At 38.7% G+C, this 20454-nt stretch carries 22 protein-coding genes; 12 read left to right on the top strand and 10 right to left on the bottom strand.

The features are described 5' to 3' along the window. The first annotated feature begins 19 nt into the window (after positions 1-19). Positions 20-883, top strand: a complete 864-nt coding sequence (locus tag ACINWC743_RS15795; protein ID WP_009586163.1) for a hypothetical protein — start codon at positions 20-22, stop codon at positions 881-883. 24 nt (positions 884-907) lie between these two features. On the opposite strand, the gene ACINWC743_RS15800 is transcribed toward ACINWC743_RS15795, so the two are convergent. Then, on the bottom strand, positions 908-1150 hold the full coding sequence (locus ACINWC743_RS15800; protein WP_009586117.1) for a DUF2061 domain-containing protein: 243 nt from the start codon (positions 1148-1150) through the stop codon (positions 908-910). A 532-nt stretch (positions 1151-1682) separates the two neighbouring features. Between ACINWC743_RS15800 and leuC the strand changes: the two genes are divergently transcribed. The 4 genes from leuC to leuB all read left to right on the top strand — a co-directional run bounded on the left by leuC (position 1683) and on the right by leuB (position 5584). Continuing rightward, on the top strand, positions 1683-3116 hold the full coding sequence (leuC, locus tag ACINWC743_RS15805) for a 3-isopropylmalate dehydratase large subunit (protein WP_004826584.1): 1434 nt from the start codon (positions 1683-1685) through the stop codon (positions 3114-3116). Between the two features lie 20 nt (positions 3117-3136). Next, on the top strand, positions 3137-3787 hold the full coding sequence (gene leuD, locus ACINWC743_RS15810; protein ID WP_005035580.1) for a 3-isopropylmalate dehydratase small subunit: 651 nt from the start codon (positions 3137-3139) through the stop codon (positions 3785-3787). 106 nt (positions 3788-3893) lie between these two features. Further along, positions 3894-4463 (top strand): hypothetical protein, encoded by a 570-nt coding sequence (locus tag ACINWC743_RS15815; protein ID WP_004826588.1) that lies wholly within the window; start codon positions 3894-3896, stop codon positions 4461-4463. 41 nt (positions 4464-4504) lie between these two features. Further along, on the top strand, positions 4505-5584 hold the full coding sequence (leuB, locus tag ACINWC743_RS15820; protein ID WP_009586108.1) for a 3-isopropylmalate dehydrogenase: 1080 nt from the start codon (positions 4505-4507) through the stop codon (positions 5582-5584). Positions 5585-5655: 71 nt separating this feature from the next. On the opposite strand, the gene ACINWC743_RS15825 is transcribed toward leuB, so the two are convergent. Together ACINWC743_RS15825 and infA are read right to left on the bottom strand one after the other, a co-directional pair. Beyond that, positions 5656-6063: a hypothetical protein gene (locus tag ACINWC743_RS15825; protein ID WP_009586152.1), complete on the bottom strand. Its 408-nt coding sequence runs from the start codon at positions 6061-6063 to the stop codon at positions 5656-5658. Positions 6064-6442: 379 nt separating this feature from the next. Beyond that, on the bottom strand, positions 6443-6664 hold the full coding sequence (gene infA, locus ACINWC743_RS15830; RefSeq protein WP_004718087.1) for a translation initiation factor IF-1: 222 nt from the start codon (positions 6662-6664) through the stop codon (positions 6443-6445). A gap of 228 nt (positions 6665-6892) precedes the next feature. On the opposite strand from infA, the gene ACINWC743_RS15835 reads away from it, so the two are divergent. Further along, positions 6893-7903: an AraC family transcriptional regulator gene (locus ACINWC743_RS15835; RefSeq protein ID WP_004826594.1), complete on the top strand. Its 1011-nt coding sequence runs from the start codon at positions 6893-6895 to the stop codon at positions 7901-7903. 93 nt (positions 7904-7996) lie between these two features. Here ACINWC743_RS15835 and truA read toward each other — a convergent pair whose 3' ends face one another. From truA to asd, 5 genes are all read right to left on the bottom strand, one after another. Further along, positions 7997-8794, bottom strand: a complete 798-nt coding sequence (gene truA, locus ACINWC743_RS15840) for a tRNA pseudouridine(38-40) synthase TruA (RefSeq protein ID WP_004826595.1) — start codon at positions 8792-8794, stop codon at positions 7997-7999. A gap of 8 nt (positions 8795-8802) precedes the next feature. After that, positions 8803-9777 (bottom strand): asparaginase domain-containing protein, encoded by a 975-nt coding sequence (locus ACINWC743_RS15845; protein ID WP_009586181.1) that lies wholly within the window; start codon positions 9775-9777, stop codon positions 8803-8805. Between the two features lie 93 nt (positions 9778-9870). Beyond that, positions 9871-11193 (bottom strand): hypothetical protein, encoded by a 1323-nt coding sequence (locus tag ACINWC743_RS15850; RefSeq protein ID WP_009586101.1) that lies wholly within the window; start codon positions 11191-11193, stop codon positions 9871-9873. 48 nt (positions 11194-11241) lie between these two features. Next, entirely contained in the window at positions 11242-12711 is a 1470-nt protein-coding gene (locus ACINWC743_RS15855; RefSeq protein ID WP_009586134.1) for a FimV family protein, read from the bottom strand. A 162-nt stretch (positions 12712-12873) separates the two neighbouring features. Beyond that, on the bottom strand, positions 12874-13992 hold the full coding sequence (gene asd / locus ACINWC743_RS15860; RefSeq protein WP_005035594.1) for an aspartate-semialdehyde dehydrogenase: 1119 nt from the start codon (positions 13990-13992) through the stop codon (positions 12874-12876). 185 nt (positions 13993-14177) lie between these two features. On the opposite strand from asd, the gene ACINWC743_RS15865 reads away from it, so the two are divergent. From ACINWC743_RS15865 to ACINWC743_RS15875, 3 genes are all read left to right on the top strand, one after another. Then, a complete protein-coding gene (locus tag ACINWC743_RS15865) occupies positions 14178-15317 on the top strand; it encodes an endonuclease/exonuclease/phosphatase family protein (protein ID WP_009586135.1) in 1140 nt (379 codons plus the stop codon). A 313-nt stretch (positions 15318-15630) separates the two neighbouring features. After that, positions 15631-15948, top strand: a complete 318-nt coding sequence (locus ACINWC743_RS15870; RefSeq protein ID WP_009586174.1) for a hypothetical protein — start codon at positions 15631-15633, stop codon at positions 15946-15948. Positions 15949-16025: 77 nt separating this feature from the next. Then, on the top strand, positions 16026-16475 hold the full coding sequence (locus tag ACINWC743_RS15875; protein WP_227510898.1) for a membrane lipoprotein lipid attachment site-containing protein: 450 nt from the start codon (positions 16026-16028) through the stop codon (positions 16473-16475). A 97-nt stretch (positions 16476-16572) separates the two neighbouring features. Here the strand turns inward: ACINWC743_RS15875 and ACINWC743_RS15880 are convergent, their stop codons facing one another. Continuing rightward, entirely contained in the window at positions 16573-17508 is a 936-nt protein-coding gene (locus ACINWC743_RS15880; RefSeq protein ID WP_009586165.1) for a lipid A biosynthesis (KDO)2-(lauroyl)-lipid IVA acyltransferase, read from the bottom strand. 115 nt (positions 17509-17623) lie between these two features. On the opposite strand from ACINWC743_RS15880, the gene ACINWC743_RS15885 reads away from it, so the two are divergent. Further along, the gene (locus ACINWC743_RS15885; protein WP_009586162.1) at positions 17624-18175 is read left to right on the top strand and encodes an O-acetyl-ADP-ribose deacetylase; all 552 of its coding nucleotides are present in this window, start codon (positions 17624-17626) and stop codon (positions 18173-18175) included. 33 nt (positions 18176-18208) lie between these two features. Beyond that, on the top strand, positions 18209-19186 hold the full coding sequence (locus ACINWC743_RS15890; RefSeq protein ID WP_035301283.1) for an acyltransferase family protein: 978 nt from the start codon (positions 18209-18211) through the stop codon (positions 19184-19186). A 124-nt stretch (positions 19187-19310) separates the two neighbouring features. On the opposite strand, the gene ACINWC743_RS15895 is transcribed toward ACINWC743_RS15890, so the two are convergent. Next, entirely contained in the window at positions 19311-19526 is a 216-nt protein-coding gene (locus ACINWC743_RS15895; protein WP_010590781.1) for a hypothetical protein, read from the bottom strand. Positions 19527-19917: 391 nt separating this feature from the next. Here ACINWC743_RS15895 and ACINWC743_RS15900 point away from each other — a divergent pair, with 391 nt between their 5' ends. Continuing rightward, positions 19918-20448: a PAAR domain-containing protein gene (locus ACINWC743_RS15900; RefSeq protein ID WP_005035611.1), complete on the top strand. Its 531-nt coding sequence runs from the start codon at positions 19918-19920 to the stop codon at positions 20446-20448. Positions 20449-20454 lie beyond the last annotated feature (6 nt).

Consider the following 20454-nt stretch of genomic DNA (forward strand, 5'->3'; position numbering starts at 1 on the left):
ATAATCGAGGAAATATTATTTGACTCAACCTACTCGAAGCACCATTGATGACTTTCAACAACGCGCTCGTGACACATTGCCAATATCTTGGGGAAGATTTCTTGTGATTATGCTGATTCTCGGGGGAATCAGTTTAGTATTGTTATATTTCTTCCAAATTTATTTTCTTGCCATTCTTGTCGGCATCATCGGTATATTTTGGTTGAGAGCACGCATACACAGACTACGAAAAATCCGCGCATGGAATGATTTTAAAATTCCTGCTGAAGTTTGGCGGGTATTTAAACAGCGACATCCCAATATTGCGACATCATCATATCCTTATATTGAAGAGGGTTTTAAAGATTATTTAGCGATTCATCTTTTGCGTAAAGATGCGTATGCTATGCCTTCTCATTCTGTAGATGCCTTATGGCATGTATTAATTGAAGAGTTTGATACATTTTATCGAACGATGTGCCTAAACTTCTTAGGTTATGAATTAATTCATCAACCCCATGATCCACTACCGACAGAAGCACAAAGAGCCTCTCAAAAAAAACAATTGCTCAATACATGGCAAAGTACATGCCATTTACATGGTTTAAATCCAGAAAATACTCAAGTTTTACCGAGATTGTTTCAAGTCGATGGTCATATTCGTTGGGAAAAAGGACTGATTTTTAGTTTGCCGTTCATGCTTGGAATGTATAGTCAAATGATGAGCTCCACATCAGACGCTTCTTCTACAGCCACGACATCCTCTTGTTCATCTTCAACCTCGTCATGTTCTTCAAGTTCCTGTTCTGGTTCGAGTTCTTCACATGATTCTGGACACTCTCATAGTTCAGACTCTTCATCTTCTTGTAGTAGTTGTAGTAGCTGTGGAGGTGGTGGTGATTAACACCTCCCGCTACAGTCAATTTATCTAAACTTTCACTTCTGTTCTTTGAGCAATTTTTTGATCTCTTTTATTCCAGACTTTTTCATGGAAAAAGAATGCAAAAGCTTGAACTGTAGGTTCGAGTAGACTTAATGTCACAGCCATCCAAAAGTTACCTGTCACCACATAAGCAACCAACATTGCGACAGTAATGTGCATGATGTAGTAGCTTAATGTTTTCTTGAAAACGCGTTGATTGTTTTGTAAGAAGTTTTGGATATTTGCCACGAGGTTCACCACTTATTGATTCATTATTTAAATAATAATCATTATCAATTGTAACGTAAAAAGGTTTTTTTGACTCATGCTGATTGGATTTCTAAATAAACAATAAAGAATAATTGAAAAGAGGTTGTTAACCGCCTAGATTAAGGTGAAATAAATCGATGCTCACTTTTATCATTCTATTTAAAAGTTCTGGGAAAAGTGAAAGTTAGATCATGGTGTAATCGGTGATCTAGCAAACTGATTTCATTGGAGAGCTAGGGGGGATGAGGATTAAACTTTTAACTTCATTTATGCTTATCTACAATGAATCTTTGAATTTTGATCATGCCTATTATTTGAAAATATGATTTTTTGAGCTAAAAAATAGAGCATGATTTCAAGTCATTTATCTGGCAAAGAATGATATGGAAATAGTTTTAATGGATTCCAAAAAGTTTTTAAACTGATAAAAATGATAAATTAGATTTATGTAAAAACGTGGTTATAATCGACATTAATGAAAGAATTACCCAGTCCAGTGGAGCACATCGACATGGCAGGCGAAAACCAAAAAGCAAAAACCTTATATGATAAATTATGGGATGACCATTTAGTAAAACAACGAGATGATGGCTCTGCATTACTTTATATCGATCGTCATCTATTGCATGAAGTAACCTCTCCTCAGGCGTTTGAAGGTTTGCAGCTTGCTGGGCGTAAACCATGGCGTTTGAGTGCCAATGTCGCGACTCCTGACCATAACGTACCCACTTCAACCAAAGAACGTTCTGAAGGAATTGCTGGAATTGAAGATGACACTTCACGTATCCAAGTTCAAACTTTAGATGATAACTGTAAAACATTTAATGTGGTGCAATTTGACATTAATGATATTCGTCAAGGGATTGCACATGTGGTTGGTCCAGAGCAAGGTTTGACTTTACCAGGAATGACGGTGGTATGTGGTGATTCACACACAGCCACACATGGTGCATTTGGTTGTTTGGCACATGGAATCGGAACTTCAGAAGTAGAACATGTATTGGCAACACAATGCTTAGTTCAAAAGAAAATGAAGAATATGCTGGTTCGTGTCGATGGTACATTGGGTCAAGGTGTGACGCCTAAAGATGTGGTGTTAGCCATTATTGGTAAAATTGGGACTGCTGGCGGTACAGGTCATGCGATTGAATTTGGTGGTCAAGTCTTCCGTGATATGTCGATTGAAGGTCGTATGACGGTGTGCAATATGGCTATCGAAGGCGGTGCGCGTGTCGGTATGGTAGCTGTTGATGAAAAAACGATTGAGTATGTAAAGGGTCGTCCTTATGCACCACAAGGTGAGCAATGGGATGCTGCTGTAGCTTATTGGAATACTTTGCATTCTGATGATGACGCACACTTTGATACAGTTGTGGTTTTAAATGGTGAAGAAATTGAACCACAAGTGTCTTGGGGAACCTCTCCAGAAATGGTCATTCCAGTCTCTCAAGCGGTTCCAACTTTAGAACAAGCCAAAGATGACGTGCAACGTAATGACTGGACTCGTGCTTATCAATATATGGGTTTAAATGCTGGTCAGGCGTTGGCAGATATTCAATTGGACCGTGTTTTCATTGGTTCTTGTACCAACTCTCGTATAGAGGATATTCGTGCAGCTGCTGCTGTAGCCAAAGGTAAAAAAGTGGCTTCAAGTATCAAGCAAGCGATGGTTGTACCGGGTTCTGGTTTAGTGAAACAACAAGCAGAAGCTGAAGGTTTAGATAAAATCTTGATCGAAGCTGGATTTGAATGGCGTGAGCCGGGTTGCTCGATGTGTTTAGCGATGAATGCGGATAAGTTACAGCCTGGCGAACACTGTGCATCAACTTCAAACCGTAACTTTGAAGGTCGTCAAGGGAATGGTGGTCGTACTCATCTGGTGAGTCCAGCAATGGCAGCAGCTGCGGCGATTGCAGGTCATTTTGTCGATGTTCGTTCATTCTAAGCTGGGTTAAGGAGCAAACTATGAAAACTTATACCGTTGAACAAGGTATTGTTGCACCATTAGACCGTGCCAATGTTGATACAGATTTAATTATTCCAAAACAGTTTTTAAAATCGATTAAACGTACGGGTTTCGGTGACAATTTATTTGATGAATTGCGTTATTTGGATGAGGGTTATCCTGGGCAGGATAATGCTAAGCGTCCTAAGAATCCAGATTTTGTTTTAAACCAGCCGCGTTATCAAGGTGCATCTGTTTTAATATCTCGTGCAAACTTTGGCTGTGGTTCAAGTCGTGAGCACGCGCCTTGGGCATTGGAAGAGTTCGGTTTCCGTACAGTGATTGCACCAAGTTATGCAGATATCTTTTTCAACAACAGTTTTAAAAATGGCATGTTGCCAGTAATTTTGTCTGAAGAAATTGTTGATCAATTATTTAAAGAATGTGCTGCTACTGAAGGCTATCAGCTCACGATAGATTTAGAAGCACAGGAAGTCCGTACACCAAGTGGTGAGGCATTCAAATTCGAAGTAGATCCATTCCGCAAGCACTGCTTATTGAATGGTTTGGATGATATTGGTTTGACTTTACAGGCAGCAGATGAAATTCGTGCTTATGAAGAAAAAACCAAGCAATCACGTCCTTGGGTATTTGCTGAAATTCAAGGTTGATTTTCAGTGAACATTTTACTCGTAGCGTGAATGCCTAACTCTTGCTAACATGCAAAGCATAACAAAATGAATGTTGGCTCGGTAATGCAAGGGTTGGGGTTGAGCGATGACTAAGTTTTTAGTTCGTGGTGTTTTAATCAGTTTGACAGGTTTAATCTTGAGTGCATGCCAATCAGCACAAATGGTTGATTTGGTTCGTATTAAACAAGCTGAAAAAAATCAGATGAGCCAAAATACAGTTTCAGTTTATTGCTCAGGTGCAGAGCATTGTGAATTTGCGCGATTAAATGATTTGATTATCATGCAGGAAAATACACAGCGTGCGAATCGTAAAGCCATTGATAAAGGTTATCTAAAGCTCACAGGTAAGCCTTTAGATCAAATTGGTGTGTATTTAACGATTCCACCGCAGCAATATGAAATGGTGGTTCGGTTCTATCCAATTACCAAAGATCATGCTGAAGTTTTTCATGTGATTCATGATTTTAAAGCAAATCAAAAATATACATTTAAAATGTATCGCCAAAGATCACAGGGTGCAGGAAGCTTATTGAATGTTTCCTCACCAACACCACTCTGTGTCGATATGCTTCAAGAAACTCGAACAATTCGCCGTTTCTGTCGTCCTCATAATGCAGTGACAGGGGTGAGCGAATTTGTTGAGCAAAAAATTTAATCTCAAATCAGTATAGATGCTGAATAAAAATGGAACTGCAAATGTCTAAACAAATTTTGATTTTGGCAGGTGATGGTATCGGTCCAGAGATCGTTGCCGCTGCTGAAAAAGTACTTACACGTGTCAATGAAAAATTTAATTTAGGTTTAACATGGGAACATGGTTTATTGGGTGGTGCTGCAATTGATGCTCACGGTGAACCTTATCCAGCAGTCACAGCAGAACAAGCAAAAAAAGCAGATGCAATTTTACTCGGTGCAGTCGGTGGTCCAAAATGGGACACGATTGAGCGCTCGATCCGCCCTGAACGTGGTTTATTAAAAATTCGTAGTGAATTAAACCTATTCGCAAACTTACGTCCGGCAATTCTTTATCCACAGTTGGCAGATGCTTCAAGCCTTAAGCCTGAAATTGTCGCAGGCTTAGATATTCTGATCGTTCGTGAACTCACAGGTGGTATCTATTTTGGTCAGCCGCGCGGTATTCGTGAGCTCGAAAATGGTGAGAAGCAGGGTTATAACACCGACGTCTATGCAGAGTCTGAAATTAAGCGTATTGCGAAAGTTGCTTTTGAAATGGCGAATTTACGCGGCGGTAAAGTCTGCTCGGTGGATAAAGCCAACGTTCTTGAAGTGACTGAGCTTTGGAAACAAACCGTCACTGCATTGAAAGAACAGCACTATCCAAATATCAATCTTTCACACATGTATGTAGATAATGCAGCAATGCAATTGGTACGTGCACCAAAGCAATTTGATGTGATTGTTACAGGTAATTTGTTTGGTGATATTCTTTCAGACGAAGCTGCGATGCTCACAGGTTCGATTGGTATGCTTCCATCTGCATCTTTAGATGAAAATGGCAAAGGGATGTACGAACCATGTCATGGTTCTGCACCTGATATTGCTGGTCAAAACGTGGCGAATCCGCTGGCAACAATTCTTTCTGTCGCAATGATGCTTCGCTATACCTTCCGTGAAGAAATGGCTGCAAAAGCAATTGAAGATGCTGTAGGGCAAGTGTTGGACCAAGGTTTACGTACAGGCGATATTATGTCGGAAGGGATGACCAAAGTAGGTACTGCTGAGATGGGCACAGCTGTGGTTACAGCGATTGCTTAAGTCTAGATTTTAGATCACTTTCAAAAACACAGCCTAGGCTGTGTTTTTTATTGCTTTGTGATCAAATACATTTAACAGGCTCTCCCCATATATTCAACGGACTCGGCAATATCATTGTTTAATTTAAAGCTGACTTTGCAATTAAAGTTAACATCGTAACTCGGTGTGCTTGCCGTGTCATAGCGAATGACAGGCATTCCCATTGCATTTGAGCCGATCGTTGCATTGCTTCCTGTCATCGGGATATTGATAGGGCGAAGGATGGTATATGTTAATGTGTCATTGGTGGTTTGGATATGATCACTGACTTGATAACCTAAAGCTTTAAAGTTTAGTCCGGCTTGTATTTCAGCGCTGGATTTACCAATAAACTGTTGTAAATATTGATCTAAATTTGCAGGTCGGGTATCAACACTCTGACAGCCTGCAATACTGAAAGCGATCGAAACAAATGTAGAGGTGTATAAATATTTTTTCATCAGCTTCACCCAATCAAGTGAGAGTTTGATTTGAAACGCTCTATGCAATGAGTTTAATCAATCTACAAGCAAGTGTCTGTAGACAGATTGCGAAGTTGGATTGAACCCCTAAGCTTAAATTTGAAATGCGATTAAGGGAAAAGTGACGAAGATGTTGAAAATACACCACAAATAATTAGAGGCAGTGTAAAAATGAGAATTTTACGGATAATTATAAATTGATGACATGCGACGTATGGCAATCAATAAACAGATTTAACAATAGATTTTAGCGTCAGGAACGTAATAACTAGACAATAACAATGTATCGTAAGCCAGATGGTATATTGTATAGATATTGAAAAAGCCACCTAATAGTGGCTTTTGCTTACACTAAAACTTAGCGTGCACGATAAGTAATACGACCCTTAGTTAAGTCATAAGGTGTCATTTCTACTTTTACATTATCGCCAGTTAAAATACGAATATAGTGTTTACGCATTTTACCAGAAATGTGAGCAATCACTTCGTGACCGTTTTCTAAACGTACACGGAACATAGTATTAGGAAGCGTTTCGGTGACAACGCCTTCGAACTCGATAAGTTCCTCTTTATTGGCCATAGCCTACCTGATGATCAAATTGGAAAGGCGCAAATTATAGGCAATTTTTTATAGAAAAACAAGATTATTCGGCATGGGAAGGTGGCAGATGACTTGAAAATAGGCGAACATATTGTTAAACAATTTCTACAAAAAAAAGCGGATAAATATTGTCAGTTCGGTCAATCGACGGTAATCTAAATCAAAGGTTTTAAGTATAAATGAATAACATACAAGGAAGGGCACTGCGTGAGCCAGCTAACTGATGCTTCGGTTGTTTTACGATTAGGCTATCAAGCGATCCGTCGTGCAGGATTGCCGACAGAAGAAATATTATCAAAGGCAGGCGTGGCATTGGGTCAGGTTGATCAAAATGCACGAACGCCATTAAATGCACAATTTGCATTTTGGGTGGCTGCCGAGGAAGTCAGTAACGATCCAGATATTGGTTTACATCTCGGAGAACATTTACCCCTTTATCGTGGGCAGGTGATTGAGCATTTATTCATTTCAAGTGAAAACTTTGGTGAAGGGCTCAAACGAGCACTTGCGTATCAACGTCTGATCAGTGACGCTTTCCATGCGAAGTTGGTGGTTGATGACAATGGACGTTGTTATTTAACCAATGGTGAACAACCCTGGGGCGAAAATATTGTCAACCGTCATTTTTCTGAGTGTGCCATTTCGGGGATTTTACGCTTCTTTAAATTCATTACTGAAGGACGCTTTGAACCGATCTACATTGATTTTAACTTTTCTCAAGGTGCTTCAGATGGTGAGTATTATCGTGTGTATGGCTGTCCTGTAAGTTTGGGGCAAAAAGAAACACGGTTGTATTTTGATCCTTCAATTTTAGACTATCCATTGTGGCAAGCTGAACCAGAGCTGTTACAGCTACATGAGCAGTTGGCAATTGAAAAACTTCAAGAATTGGCACGTTATGATTTGGTTGGCGAAGTTCGCCGAGCAATTGGTTCAACTTTGGAGAGCGGTGAAACAACCTTGGAAACAGTGGCGGCTCAACTGAGCATCACCCCTCGTCGGTTACGCACCCAATTGTCAGAAGCCAATACCAGTTTTCAGCAAATCCTTTCAGATTACCGTTGCCGTTTAGCCAAAAAATTATTGGCGAATACCAATGAAAGTGTTGAGCGTATTGTATATCTCACAGGTTTTTCTGAGCCAAGTACGTTCTATCGTGCCTTTAAACGTTGGACCAATGAAACACCTGTTGAATATAGAAAACGTAAACAGCGTTAAGTGCAACGTTTTAATTATTGAGAAATTTTAAACTGCTTTCTGGATAAAAAATCCTTCAATTGTGAAGGATTTTTTATCTCATTTGGAAAAGAGTTATTCGGGCATATTTAGCCAATGTGGTCCTAGAGGTGGTCGCGGTAATTCAAACTGTTCTGGATAATCTGCATGAATGAAATATAGACCGTCAGGAGGGGCTGTAATCCCAGCGGCTTTACGGTCTTGTGCGGCAAAAATTTCGTCAATGTGATCAATTTCATACAAGCCCTGACCAATTTCAAGTAGACAGCCCATAATGTTGCGAACCATGTGATGCAAGAAGCCATCAGCCTGAATATCCAGAACCAAATAATTGCCATGACGAATTAAACGACAGTGTTTAACATGGCGTACAGGTTGATTGGATTGACATGCCGCAGCACGGAAACTTTCGAAATTATGTGTTCCTTCAAATTTTTGCGCGGCTGCAATCATCTTATCGACATCAAGTGGATAATAAGCATGGGTAACTTGCTTGTGTAATAAAGCAGGGCGATTCGCTGATTGATAGACAACATAGCGATAACGACGTGCTTGTGCCTTAAAACGAGCATGGAAATCACGATCCATCTCTTTGATCCACTGGATAGAAATATCTTTGGGTAATTGGCTATTAGATCCCATTAACCAGCCACGCATGGGACGAATCGCATTGGTATCAAAGTGAGCAACCATATTGGTGGCATGGACACCTGCATCGGTACGACCCGCACCGTGTAAGATAATGGGTTCATCCGCGATGGTGCTTAGTACTTTTTCCATTGTCTCCTGAATACTACGTACGCCAGGCTGTTGAGTTTGCCAACCTTTATATCGAATGCCACAAAACTCAATACCAATTGCAAAGCGTTGCATAAATACCTCTATTCAGGATGATCATACCAATGGTCATGCCATTGTTGCGAAGTTGGGTATTGTAAATAAATTTTTAGAATTTTGGCATAAAGATCTGCTTGACTGAGTGCATCACTGACTAAAATTTTTGAGTCCTGAATCCATTTGCTAATCGCATAACGTTGATCCATACCGCCTAGAGGGACTTGAGTTGATAAAATAATTTGGCAACCTTTGGCTTGTAAGTTTTTAAAACTTTGGATAATCATTTCATTAACCGCTAAATTTCCAACACCATAAGCCTGAATCACTAAGAATTCTGGAGGCTGTTGAATGAGGCTGTTGAGATTATTTTCAAACTGTAATAATTCAGTGGGTACCATCATCCAATTCACGATATTTAATGATTTGGCTTTTTCAATATGGGATAGCTGGATTTGAATAACAGTTGAATCATGATCAATAGGTTCTTCCGCTTTTAAGCCTCTGAATGCGTCCAAAGCAGTACTATGGGTTTTTAACGCAGTACGAGCATGCATCACTTGATGGAAGAATGTGAGATAAACACCTACAGGTAACTTGGTGATGGCATCGAGTGCTGTATTTAAATTATCAATCGCATCGGTAAAATCACGTGTGTCATCGCCTTGAAGATTGAGTAAAGGATATTGGCTTCCTGTAAGAATGACATGGCATGATTCAGCGAGGAAACGAGATAAAGTTGCAGCAGCATAGCTGAGGGTATCAGTCCCATGAATCACAACAAAATGTTCAAAATTTTGTAGTTGTAAGCTTTGAATTTGTTGAATCAGCATTAACCAATCAATTGCAGTACATGCACTACTGTCTTTAATACTGGGCGCTTTAAAGCATTCAATTTTCAGTTGAGGTGGGAGAATCCGTTTGAGCTGTGGAATGAATTCATCTTCAGGCATGGGAGCTAAAGGCTCACCAATACACCCAAAAGTTCCACCCATGTAAATTAAAGCAATTTTTTTGTTCATAATAAAAAGCAGCCATGAATGACTGCTTTATCTTAAATCGCTTAGTGATGTCTGACAATTCGTATTATCAAATTGCAACAGACAATAACCTCATCAAGCGATTTGGTTCAGTAAATTTTGTGATTGTTGGCGTTGCTCAGCCGTATATACAGACTCATCCTGTGACAATAATGCACGTGCTGAAGCATAAGCACCTAGATGAATATATTGCTGGGCAAGATCTAAATTAAGCTGAATTTCATTGACTTGAGCAAGCTCAGGAAATGAAGTTAGCAATGGATCAGTTGTTTCAACAGGCGTAACTGCTTCAACTTGGCTAGGTACTTCTAAATTCAACTGAGAAGCTACCGATTCAGGTTCAACACTTTCTGATTTTGTTTCTTGATCAAAAACAAAAGTAGGCTGTGTTTCAACAGGTGTTTCAGCTTCTGTTGGTGTTAATTTAAATTCGAATGCTTGAGGCGCTGCCGTCTGTTCTTTTTCTGGAGTTGCAACAGGCTCAGCAAAATCCAGTTTAAATTCAGGCGCAATTTCAATTTCGACAGGCTTTTCAACTGGCGCAACGATAGGCTCATTAGGTGTAAAACTAAATTCTAAAGGCGTTATGGTTTCTTTTGCAGTCTCAGTTGTTGGTTTAACTGTTTCGAAAGAAAACTCTACAGTAGGCTCTGTCTGTGTCTGTGTCTGTGTCTGTGTCTGTGGGGATGAATCTAAATTAAATTCGAGTGCTTGTGGCTTTTCTTCTGATTTTTCTTGAGCAACTGATGGGGTGAAGTCAAGTGTCTCAACGTCATTGCGAGTAGGTGTTTCTAAAGTTGCAGTAGATGGTGTTGGGGTTGCTTCTATATTGCCAATCAAAGCATCGAATGCAGCAGTATTCTTGACTTCTGGAACAGCAGGCTCTGGTGTAGTTGGAACAAAAGCAATCGACTCAATCGGGCTTTCAGTTTGAGAGGCTTTTTTCTTTTCTTCAGCCTGAGCAACAATATCATCAAGACCCAATGAGCGAATATGGTTAATCAATTGATTCACTGCAAATTCATCTTTTTGTGCTAAATGCACATCCAAGAGGTAAAGATAGAGCTCATGTTGAGCATTATCTTGATTGAGTGCTTGATTGATTTTTGCTTCAGCTGAAAAATAGTTTTTTGCAGCAATCAGTTTTTCGATACTACTTTTTAATTCAGGGCTTAATGGTTTTGTTGCTTGTTGCACCACAACTTCGTTTTCAACAACAGCTGTGCGTTGTTGTTTTTGCGAGGTACGTGCAGTACGTGCTACATTCTTTTTTGACGATTTTTTATTGTTGGTCTTTTTACTCGTCGTATTGGTATTTTCTTTATTGGCATCTTCACGTTTCTTTAAAACGATGGCAACCACCAACAGTAAAACAAATGGAATCACATACAACAACATTTTATTTCCCCTTCATTGAGCACAATGAATCAATTTCCTTAATATATCCTAACTATTTGGCTTCTTTACATTTTGCTGTTGTAATTGCTGTTGCAATTGAGCAAGCCGAGCATTTAATAATTGAATTCGCTGATTCTTTTCTTGTAAAGCCGATGCAAGTTGGGTCACATTCTTCTGTAATTTAACTGTTTTTTCACGAGATGTCATAACTTTTGTAGATAATTCAGCAGTTGTCTGATTCACCTGTGTATTTTGTTTTGCAGAACCTTGTGCAGAAGATTGCTCGTTATCTGCAACCAAACTCATCTCTGCCTGATCTAAACGGTATTTGGCAGAACCAGATTGCTTTTTGGCAATCTGAGGTGCCTTAGGTGGAACTTTAGATTTCGGTTGTGGAACTTGTTGATAACTTGCAGCTAAATTTAATGCAACACCTCGACGGATACGATTGATGTCCCCTTGAATAAAGGCATCTGCATTATTCTCTTTGATTTGACGCATGACTTCAGGAACACTTTGATGTGTTTCTGCTGCGATACGAGATGCAATTTTCCAAAGTGATTCGTTGGCACGAACAACATGTCTTGGTGCTTTGTCTAAACTATTATTGGCGGTCGGTTTATTTTGTTGGGACGCTTTTTGAGTGTCAGTTTTAGGCTTGATCGTATTGGCTTTTTCAGATTTATGTTCAACAGCAGTTTTTTCTATTTTTTGTGGTTCAGTTTTTGGTGCTGGGGTGTGTGCTGTTTGAGTCTGTTGGGATGATTTTTCAGGTTGTGCAATAGGTTTGGGTTGGATCACCACTTGCGGATTTGCAACAACAGTAGAATGAGTGTCGTCTTTATTGACCGCTACAGAGGTGGTGTTTTGCGAACTTACGCTATTGGTCACCGCAGTTTTTTGCTCAGTTTTTAGTGGGGGAGGCGCAATAACACTGATTGCCAATGATTGTTGAGTATCCGGCACTACATTAGATTTTTTGATTGTTGGTGATGTTACCGTTTGTGGTGTTGTAACTTGGTATTGAGTGCTGGTTGGCAAATTCAATGCAATGTCTTTTTCACTCACAATAATTTGAGGTTTAAGTGGCTGTTCTTTAGCATTGGCATTTACCATAGGTGCAGGAATGTTATTGCGTCCACGTGTTAAAGGTGTTCTTACTTGTTGAATATGTGTAGCACTGCCTTCTTTAACCTTGAGTAAGATATTGAGTTCAGACTCAACAATGGGGCGAGAAGAAGTAATGACGATAACCCCAGTCCCATCGCCAGAACGACGCGTATAAAAATTTAAATGCCCAGGTGCCTGCGCGGTAATTCCAATATGTTGTATATCGTCAGCATCTGCCAAACCCACTTCTATTTTTTCATTTGGATTGGCATTGCTAAATTTCATTTCTGCGTACAGAAGATCCCCAGACCCTGATTGAACTTGAATCGGATCTATCGTAATCGCACTGATTGTTTGCGACGTCATGATGGCTAAAATGGCAATTTTTAATTTGTTATATACAGTCATCTCTATCCATTGCTCTGACAAATTTCAAGGCATCCCAATGATACAATATTTCGCTGTAGTCTATATGTAAATTATTAACATTAGAGTTACACAAATATAGTTACATAAAAAAGCCGATCAAGATAGATCGGCTTTTTCAATGTTTAAGGCTTTTTTGTGACTTTAAGCATTTTTATAGTCAATTAAGATACGTAACATCCGACGTAAAGGTTCAGCAGCACCCCAAAGTAATTGGTCACCCACAGTAAATGCGCCTAAATATTCTTTCCCCATATTTAATTTGCGCAGACGACCTACAGGCACAGAGAGCGTTCCTGTAACCGCTACAGGAGTAAGATCATTCATTGATGCTTCACGTGTATTGGGTACAACTTTTGCCCATTGGTTAGACTGACGAATCATATCTTCGATTTCATCAAGCGGCACATCTTTCTTCAATTTCAAAGTCAATGCTTGAGAGTGGCAACGCATTGCACCAATACGTACGCAGTGACCATCAATCGGAACAATTTGAGCATTGCCTAAGATTTTGTTGGTTTCAACTTGACCTTTCCATTCTTCTTTTGACTGACCACTTTCAAGTTGCTTGTCAATATAAGGAATTAAAGAGCCAGCTAAAGGTACGCCAAAGTTTGCTTTCGGGAAACCTTCACCACGTTGTAATTCGGCAATCTTACTATCAATATCTAAAATCGCAGAGCGAGGATCATCTAACAAGTCTTGAGTATTGTTATATAAATAGCCCATGCCTGTAATCAATTCACGCATGTTTTGTGCGCCAGCTCCAGAAGCTGCTTGATAGGTCATCGCAGTCATCCATTCCACCAAGTTGTGTTGGAATAGTGAACCCATACCCATTAACATCAATGAAACTGTACAGTTACCACCGACAAAGGTTTTGATCCCATTGACCAAACCATCTTTGATGACATTTAGGTTTACAGGATCAAGGACAATGATTGCCTCGTCATCCATACGTAGAGTAGACGCTGCATCAATCCAGTAGCCTGACCAACCTTCTGCTTTAAGCTTTGGGAAAACTTCAGAGGTATAATCACCACCTTGACAGGTAATAATGACATCCATTTGCTTCAGACTGGTAATGTCCGTCGCTTCCATAAGTGCTGGAGCAGTTTTACCACCAAAAGCAGGGGCTTCACCACCTGCATTACTGGTAGAGAAATAGAATGGCTCAAAATGAGCAAAATCATTCTCTTCAACCATACGTTGCATAAGGACGGAACCAACCATCCCGCGCCAACCGACCAGACCTACTTTCATGTCACTTTGCCTCGGTGCGTTAAAAAATTAAAAGGGGTTTGAGTGTATCAAAAGGACGTGTAACTGCAATAGCGTACACAATGAAAACACAACTATATTGTGCAATATATCTTGTTTATGATACATGCAAAATTGATATTAATTTATGAATCATGCAAAAATTAAGAATATAAGAGTGACAAAATATGATTTGGATAGAAATCCTTGCTGTGATCGTGATTTGGCTCAGCTTCTGGTCACTGATTCCACGAGATGAATGGTGGTTTAGGGGGGCAGATTTTCCACGACTACAGATTTTATGTGTGGGTTTGACCGCTTTGGTGTTATTGCTATTTTGGGATGCACCTTGGGACTTGGCGCGTGAGATTATTTTATTTTTATTGATTGCTGCTTTGGCTTTTCAGTTAAAAATGGTTTTGCCTTATACCTTTATCTGGAAAAAGCAAGTTCAACATGTGCAACAAGATCAATTGAATCCAGATCAACAGATTTCAGTCATTGTATCGAACGTACTAACGCCAAATCAGCAATATGATTTACTGATTGAGCAAATCGAAAAACATCAGCCTGATCTCGTGCTTACACTTGAGACGGATCAAACATGGCAAAATGAGTTGGCGAAGATCGAAAAAGACTATCCTTATCGTGTGCCTGTTCCTTTAGATAATTTGTATGGCATGCATCTCTATAGCAAGTTAAAGCTGGTCGACAGCGAGGTTAAATTTATTCTCAGCAATGAAATTCCTTCAATCCATACCACAGTGATTTTGCCTTCTGGACAGACTGTACAATTGTATTGCCTGCATCCAAAACCACCCAGCCCGACAGAAGCCAAAGATTCAACTTTACGTGATGCTGAATTATTGATTGTGGGTGATCAAATCAAGGATTTAGATGAAAGCTGTATCGTGATGGGAGATTTAAATGATGTGGCTTGGTCTCGAACAACACGATTGTTTCAACGTATCAGTGGGTTGCTTGATCCTCGTGTGGGGCGTAGATATATCAACACTTTTCATGCCGACTATAAGTTTTTAAGGTGGTCATTGGATCACTTATTTCACAGTACAGATTTTGCTTTAGTTCATATGGAGCGGTTGCCTCATATTGGTTCAGATCATTTCCCAATCTATGTGGTGTTACAATCAAGTCGTATTTTTGAACAAAGTCAAGAGGAGTTGGAACAAACTGACTCTGATGAGCAAGAAGCTCAAGAAGCTATTCAGGAAGGTATTGAAAAAGCAGAAAAAGAAGAGAAGATCGTGACCGATGAATTGGCTCAAGACTATAAAATGGACATGCCATTGTCTAACAAGAAATCTTGAAAAAGGCGATTTTTTGTAAGCAATTTCTTACGTTGATTTAGTCTCTAAGCGGGTAGTATCTGAACACGATTCGTTTTAATCTTTACTCATCGACACATGGAACGAGAACGGAAAATCTCACTAAGGAAGACGAAGTCGATGGAGCAATCATCAAGGATTTGATGTTGGAATGGATAACCACAGTAAAATAACAATAAGATTTGAAAGCACAACCTCATAAACCCGAGTTTTGCAGGACGCAGAACTCGGGTTATGCTTTATTTATAGTATATAATTTGTGATAGACAAGATCGAAAATAAAAATTGAGTCCTTATGTTGCTATCAAAAATCCAAGAATTTGCACTGAGCATTAAACATTTTACAGGTTTAAGTAGTGATGCTTTGTTTGTCTATGTAGGTTTAATCTTCTACTTTATTGTCGCTGCAATTCATAAACGCCAATTGAAATCCAATATTGCTATGATTCTCACGGTTGTCTTGGCTTTTAGTATTGAGATTTTTAATGCGCGAGCAGATATTTTTGGTAAGGGATATTGGCGAATTTGGAGCAGTATTCATAGCATCGTTAATATGATTTTTTGGCCTTATGTGATTTGGGCAATGGCTCGCTTTAGAATATGGAAAGGTTGATGACTTCAACCTAAAAATTATATGTATTGATTTTCAATTTTTTAAATACGCTGACTTGAATGATGATCCACAATCAAATGAAAAAAATAATTCTACTATTTTGCTTAAATTTAATTTTAACAGGCTGTGAAAAGTCGAGTGTTGAGGTTCAAAAGTCTCAAGAGGTTGAACGACGGCAAGAGAACAAACAGAATTTAAATGATTTACAATCCAGCGAGATTTGGGAACGTCTCAATCGCCGTATTTATCATTGCCAGCAACCTTGTTCACGCAAAGATTTAACCGAAATCAGTTTTTCTCAAGCTTCGTCTTATTATTTACTCATCACTCAAGACCAAACAGGATTTATCGAAGCTTTGAACTCAACTCAAGATGGCATACAAATGAGCATTCTATGGGATGATGGTTCAGGCAAGTCAAAAAATGAAGATTTAGAAATCATTTCACTGGATAAGCAACAGCTCAAAATGAGAGACCAATATAGCCATATCAATACATATCAATTTGTGAAATTTGATGATGATTGAATCGGCTATATTTGTTAGCCCATGTTTGAAACGATATTATAGGATATTTAACTTTGCTTTTTTGATTTTAAAATTCGAGCCAAATAAAAGTAAGAACTTAATAAATTTTTTCATAACCTTCTGGACGGGTTTTAAAACGACGATGGAACCACATATATTGTGTGGGTGCGATCCGAAGCTGATTCTCGATGATTTTATTCACACGAATAGCATCATCCAATTCATCATCACTCGGTAAGGGCTCGACGGCAGGTTCAATCAAGACATGATATTTGGGATTTTTAATATCTCCATGACGATAAAAATACAAAGGAATCGCCACAGCTTTTGATATTTTTAATAAGCGTCGATGTGCGGTTACTGTTGCCGCAGGTGTACCAAAAAATGGCGCCATCACACCTTGTTTCAGTCCAAAATCTTGATCAGGGCTATACCAAATCGCATCGCCTTCCTTGAGGTGGCGAATCAATCCTCGCATATCGTCATGATCAATCTGTGCCTTATAAATGGTTGCACGGCAACGATAAATCAGCATGTCTAACAAAGGATTATTTTGCGGACGATACACCACATCGGGTTCAAAGAATTGGGCACATAAATAACCACCTGCATCGAGCATCGTACTGTGGGTACCTAAAAGTAATATGCCCTGACCTTGTTGTTTTGCAGTTGTAATATGTTCTAAACCTTCAATACTGACACGATTTTTAAACCACTGCGGGGAATACCATGCATTCAGTGTTTCAAATACACCTATCATTTGATCAACAAAGACTTGTCTTGAATTTTCAAGTACTTGCTCTGATGACCATTCTGGAAAGCAGACTTCCAAATTGCGCACAGTTGTTTCACGGCGTGATTTAAGTCGATCAAAGGCAATATTTCCTAATACCGTCGCGAGTCGGTATTGAATTGCCCAAGGCAAAATCGCCAGTAACATCAAGAACACAATTGCAATCCATATTCCCCAATATTTTGGATGTAAAAACGCCCAATAAAATTTTCCAGGTTCGTATTGAAGCTTTTTACTCATAGCAATTTTGTAAATTTGGGGGTGGTTAAAACTGAAAGAAGTGTAGCATGAAGCCGTTTAAAGAAGAAAACTCGAGATGTGAATCATCATCAACAATGATGAGCAAGGAAGTAAAATGAAAATTATTCGATTAGTTCAAGGTGATATTACACTGCAAAAGGTTGATGCGATTGTAAATGCTGCAAATACCTCTTTACTTGGTGGTGGTGGTGTAGATGGAGCAATTCATCGGAAAGGTGGGGAAGCAATATTAACTGATTGTCAAAAAATCCGTGCCAGACAAGGGGGATGTGCAGTAGGTGAAGCCGTAATCACAACAGCTGGACAATTACCCAGTCGCTTTGTTATTCATACTGTAGGACCGACTTGGCAAGATGGGCAACAAGGAGAAGCTCTACTGCTTGAATCCGCTTATACCAATAGTCTGAAACTGGCGGAACAACAGCAATTGAATACACTGGCATTTCCCAATATTTCTACAGGAATCTATCGTTTTCCAAAAAATGATGCAGCATCGATTGCGATCAAAGCCACGACAGATTTTTTGGAGCAAACAGCATATTTACAAGAAGTCAATTTTGTCTGTTTTGATTTAGAAAATTTTAAAATTTATCGACAGCTTCTTGCTGATATTGAGCAAAATCAATTACAGATTTTAGGTATATAATGATGATCAGTCATTATTCTCGACCATTTGATCATGAGAGATACTTACTTAGACAGTTGTAAGGCAACCCTTATATTTCTTGTGGTTCTTGGACACTTCCTCGAACGAATGATTGGATGGGATGACCCATTTAACCATGCCTTGTTGGGGACTATTTATTTTATACACATGCCTGTATTTATTTTCATTTCAGGCATGTTGTTTAACGAAAAAAAATGGCGGAAGAATATTTTATTTTTTATTTCGCTGTATCTACCTTTTCAAATTTTATTTCCTGCCTTTGATGCCATCTGGTCTGGGCATTTCCAAATCAATTGGAATTTATTTGAACGCCCTTACTGGATTCTATGGTATCTGTTGGGAATGATTGCATGGACAATGCTTACCCATTTTTTGATAAAAACAAAATTTCCCCTGTTGATTGCACTGATTTTTGCTCTATGTATTGGCTTAAGCCCTTGGAACAATTATCAATATTCAATTGGACGAATTTTTACTTTCTTGCCCTTTTTTGTTGTTGGTGCACTATATGGAAAAGAGATTTTAGTCAAAATTCAGCAAAGTCACTTTAGCAAAGTTTTGAGCCTATCTCTTCTAGGGCTGATCGCTATTTTGGTCTATTTCACGCAACTGAATCCATTTTGGTTATATGGCAGTTTGAGTTATTCGCAACTTAAAGTCAGCATACCTGTAGGAATCGGAATGAGACTAGCATGTCTGCTCATTTCATCATTGGGGATTTATGCGACTTTTGTATGGATTAAAAGTTTAAATCAGCACTTTGTACACTTGGGGCAAAATACACTGGCTGTTTATCTATTACATGGATTTGTGGTGATGTTGGTTGCACGTTATTGGCAATTGGATTTCAATCTTTTTATTGAAGTGAGTATTTGTATCATTTTATCTGTTTTGACCTGTTGGATTTTACAACAGTCTATATTTGATAGAGGATTAAGAAAATTATCATTGTGGCTGATCAAGCCTGCTGAAAAATTGGGGTTTAAGTAGAGCAAAAGTTTTAAAATGATCTCTATCTATATTATTTCTAGCGATAAAAATTTAAAAGCTACATCATTGATGTAGCTTTTAAGCATGAGGATCATTGATTTATAAAGTGTTTAAATTCACTCGATTATTTAGTTGCAGCTTTATCCTCTACTTTTTTTGCTGTTGCTGATTTATGAGCAGCTGCATGATGTTTTTTGGCATGTCCAGCTTTATGCTGTTTTTGAACCTGATGTGTTTTCACTGGTTGAGATGAATGTTGTGCTGGTGTTGCTGCCATTGCAGAACCTGCAAAAACTGCTGTTGTAAATGCTGCAATAAGTAATGATGTAACTTTTTTCATGATCATATTCTCACTAAATAATTCGAGATCTGAATTAGATTCGATAGTTGTATATTCAGGCATTTATATGGAAACATCATGAAGTGCTTGTAGCGAAAATCAGTATAAATGCAATGATGTAGAGTGAGATGATAGGGGAATGGTAAGTGTTTTAATTTTTTAAGATTTATTTAATTTTAATCCTTAAAGTATTGCCTTCATTTATTCTTTAAATAAGATTTGTTGCCTTTTGAACTTTCAAATTGACAATGAAAAGTCTATTTTTTAATGCTATTCTTAACTTAACTATTGCTCTTGATAGTAATGTTTATTTTATATCATTGTTAATAAAATAATTTTTTTATTTGATGTTTTTTTATTATTAGAATATCTAAAGAGAGAACAAAATATAATGGTTAATTATTATATCTGTATTGGTGATCGCACTTCGGGTGGTGGGGTCGTGGTTGAAGGTAATGTGAGTAATATCATTTTAGGGCGACCTGTCGCTTCAGTGGGAATGAAAGCAATTTGCTGTAATCGTCCTCAAACCATTCAACAAGGCTGGATAGGACATCTCGATCAAGATAGACAGATTGCTTATGATGGTTGTGTACTGAGTTGCGGGCATACGGTTAAAGCCAGTCAGAACTTAATGGGATGGAGTGATGGACGTAGCGATACAAGCATTCCAGAACAATTGATTTCTAAACCTCAAAAGTATTATGAATTTTTCACCCTGTATGACCATGATAATCACCCAGTCGTCAATCAGAAATATCGTTTAACGTCAGAAGACGGTTCTTTCATTGAAGGTTATACCAACGCACAAGGGCAAACAGAACATTTGTGGACTCATGAAGAATTGCCAGTCAATTTTGAAACGCTTGACGATGATGAAGATACTGATTTCGACAAATACCATATAACCGATAAAGAATAAGGAAAA

It is taken from the genome of Acinetobacter sp. WC-743, assembly GCF_000335555.1.
GTDB lineage: Bacteria > Pseudomonadota > Gammaproteobacteria > Pseudomonadales > Moraxellaceae > Acinetobacter > Acinetobacter bereziniae.

Coding starts and splice junctions, on each gene's coding strand:
- ACINWC743_RS15850 (WP_009586101.1), bottom strand. CDS start 11,193: ATGTTGTTGTATGTGATTCCATTTGTTTTACTGTTGGTGGTTGCCATC.
- ACINWC743_RS15880 (WP_009586165.1), bottom strand. CDS start 17,508: ATGAGTAAAAAGCTTCAATACGAACCTGGAAAATTTTATTGGGCGTTT.
- leuB (WP_009586108.1), top strand. CDS start 4,505: ATGTCTAAACAAATTTTGATTTTGGCAGGTGATGGTATCGGTCCAGAG.
- ACINWC743_RS15875 (WP_227510898.1), top strand. CDS start 16,026: ATGAAAAAAATAATTCTACTATTTTGCTTAAATTTAATTTTAACAGGC.
- ACINWC743_RS15895 (WP_010590781.1), bottom strand. CDS start 19,526: ATGAAAAAAGTTACATCATTACTTATTGCAGCATTTACAACAGCAGTT.
- infA (WP_004718087.1), bottom strand. CDS start 6,664: ATGGCCAATAAAGAGGAACTTATCGAGTTCGAAGGCGTTGTCACCGAA.
- truA (WP_004826595.1), bottom strand. CDS start 8,794: ATGCAACGCTTTGCAATTGGTATTGAGTTTTGTGGCATTCGATATAAA.
- ACINWC743_RS15900 (WP_005035611.1), top strand. CDS start 19,918: ATGGTTAATTATTATATCTGTATTGGTGATCGCACTTCGGGTGGTGGG.
- ACINWC743_RS15890 (WP_035301283.1), top strand. CDS start 18,209: ATGAGAGATACTTACTTAGACAGTTGTAAGGCAACCCTTATATTTCTT.
- ACINWC743_RS15870 (WP_009586174.1), top strand. CDS start 15,631: ATGTTGCTATCAAAAATCCAAGAATTTGCACTGAGCATTAAACATTTT.
- ACINWC743_RS15815 (WP_004826588.1), top strand. CDS start 3,894: ATGACTAAGTTTTTAGTTCGTGGTGTTTTAATCAGTTTGACAGGTTTA.
- leuD (WP_005035580.1), top strand. CDS start 3,137: ATGAAAACTTATACCGTTGAACAAGGTATTGTTGCACCATTAGACCGT.
- ACINWC743_RS15855 (WP_009586134.1), bottom strand. CDS start 12,711: ATGACTGTATATAACAAATTAAAAATTGCCATTTTAGCCATCATGACG.
- ACINWC743_RS15845 (WP_009586181.1), bottom strand. CDS start 9,777: ATGAACAAAAAAATTGCTTTAATTTACATGGGTGGAACTTTTGGGTGT.
- leuC (WP_004826584.1), top strand. CDS start 1,683: ATGGCAGGCGAAAACCAAAAAGCAAAAACCTTATATGATAAATTATGG.
- ACINWC743_RS15885 (WP_009586162.1), top strand. CDS start 17,624: ATGAAAATTATTCGATTAGTTCAAGGTGATATTACACTGCAAAAGGTT.
- ACINWC743_RS15825 (WP_009586152.1), bottom strand. CDS start 6,063: ATGAAAAAATATTTATACACCTCTACATTTGTTTCGATCGCTTTCAGT.
- ACINWC743_RS15865 (WP_009586135.1), top strand. CDS start 14,178: ATGATTTGGATAGAAATCCTTGCTGTGATCGTGATTTGGCTCAGCTTC.
- asd (WP_005035594.1), bottom strand. CDS start 13,992: ATGAAAGTAGGTCTGGTCGGTTGGCGCGGGATGGTTGGTTCCGTCCTT.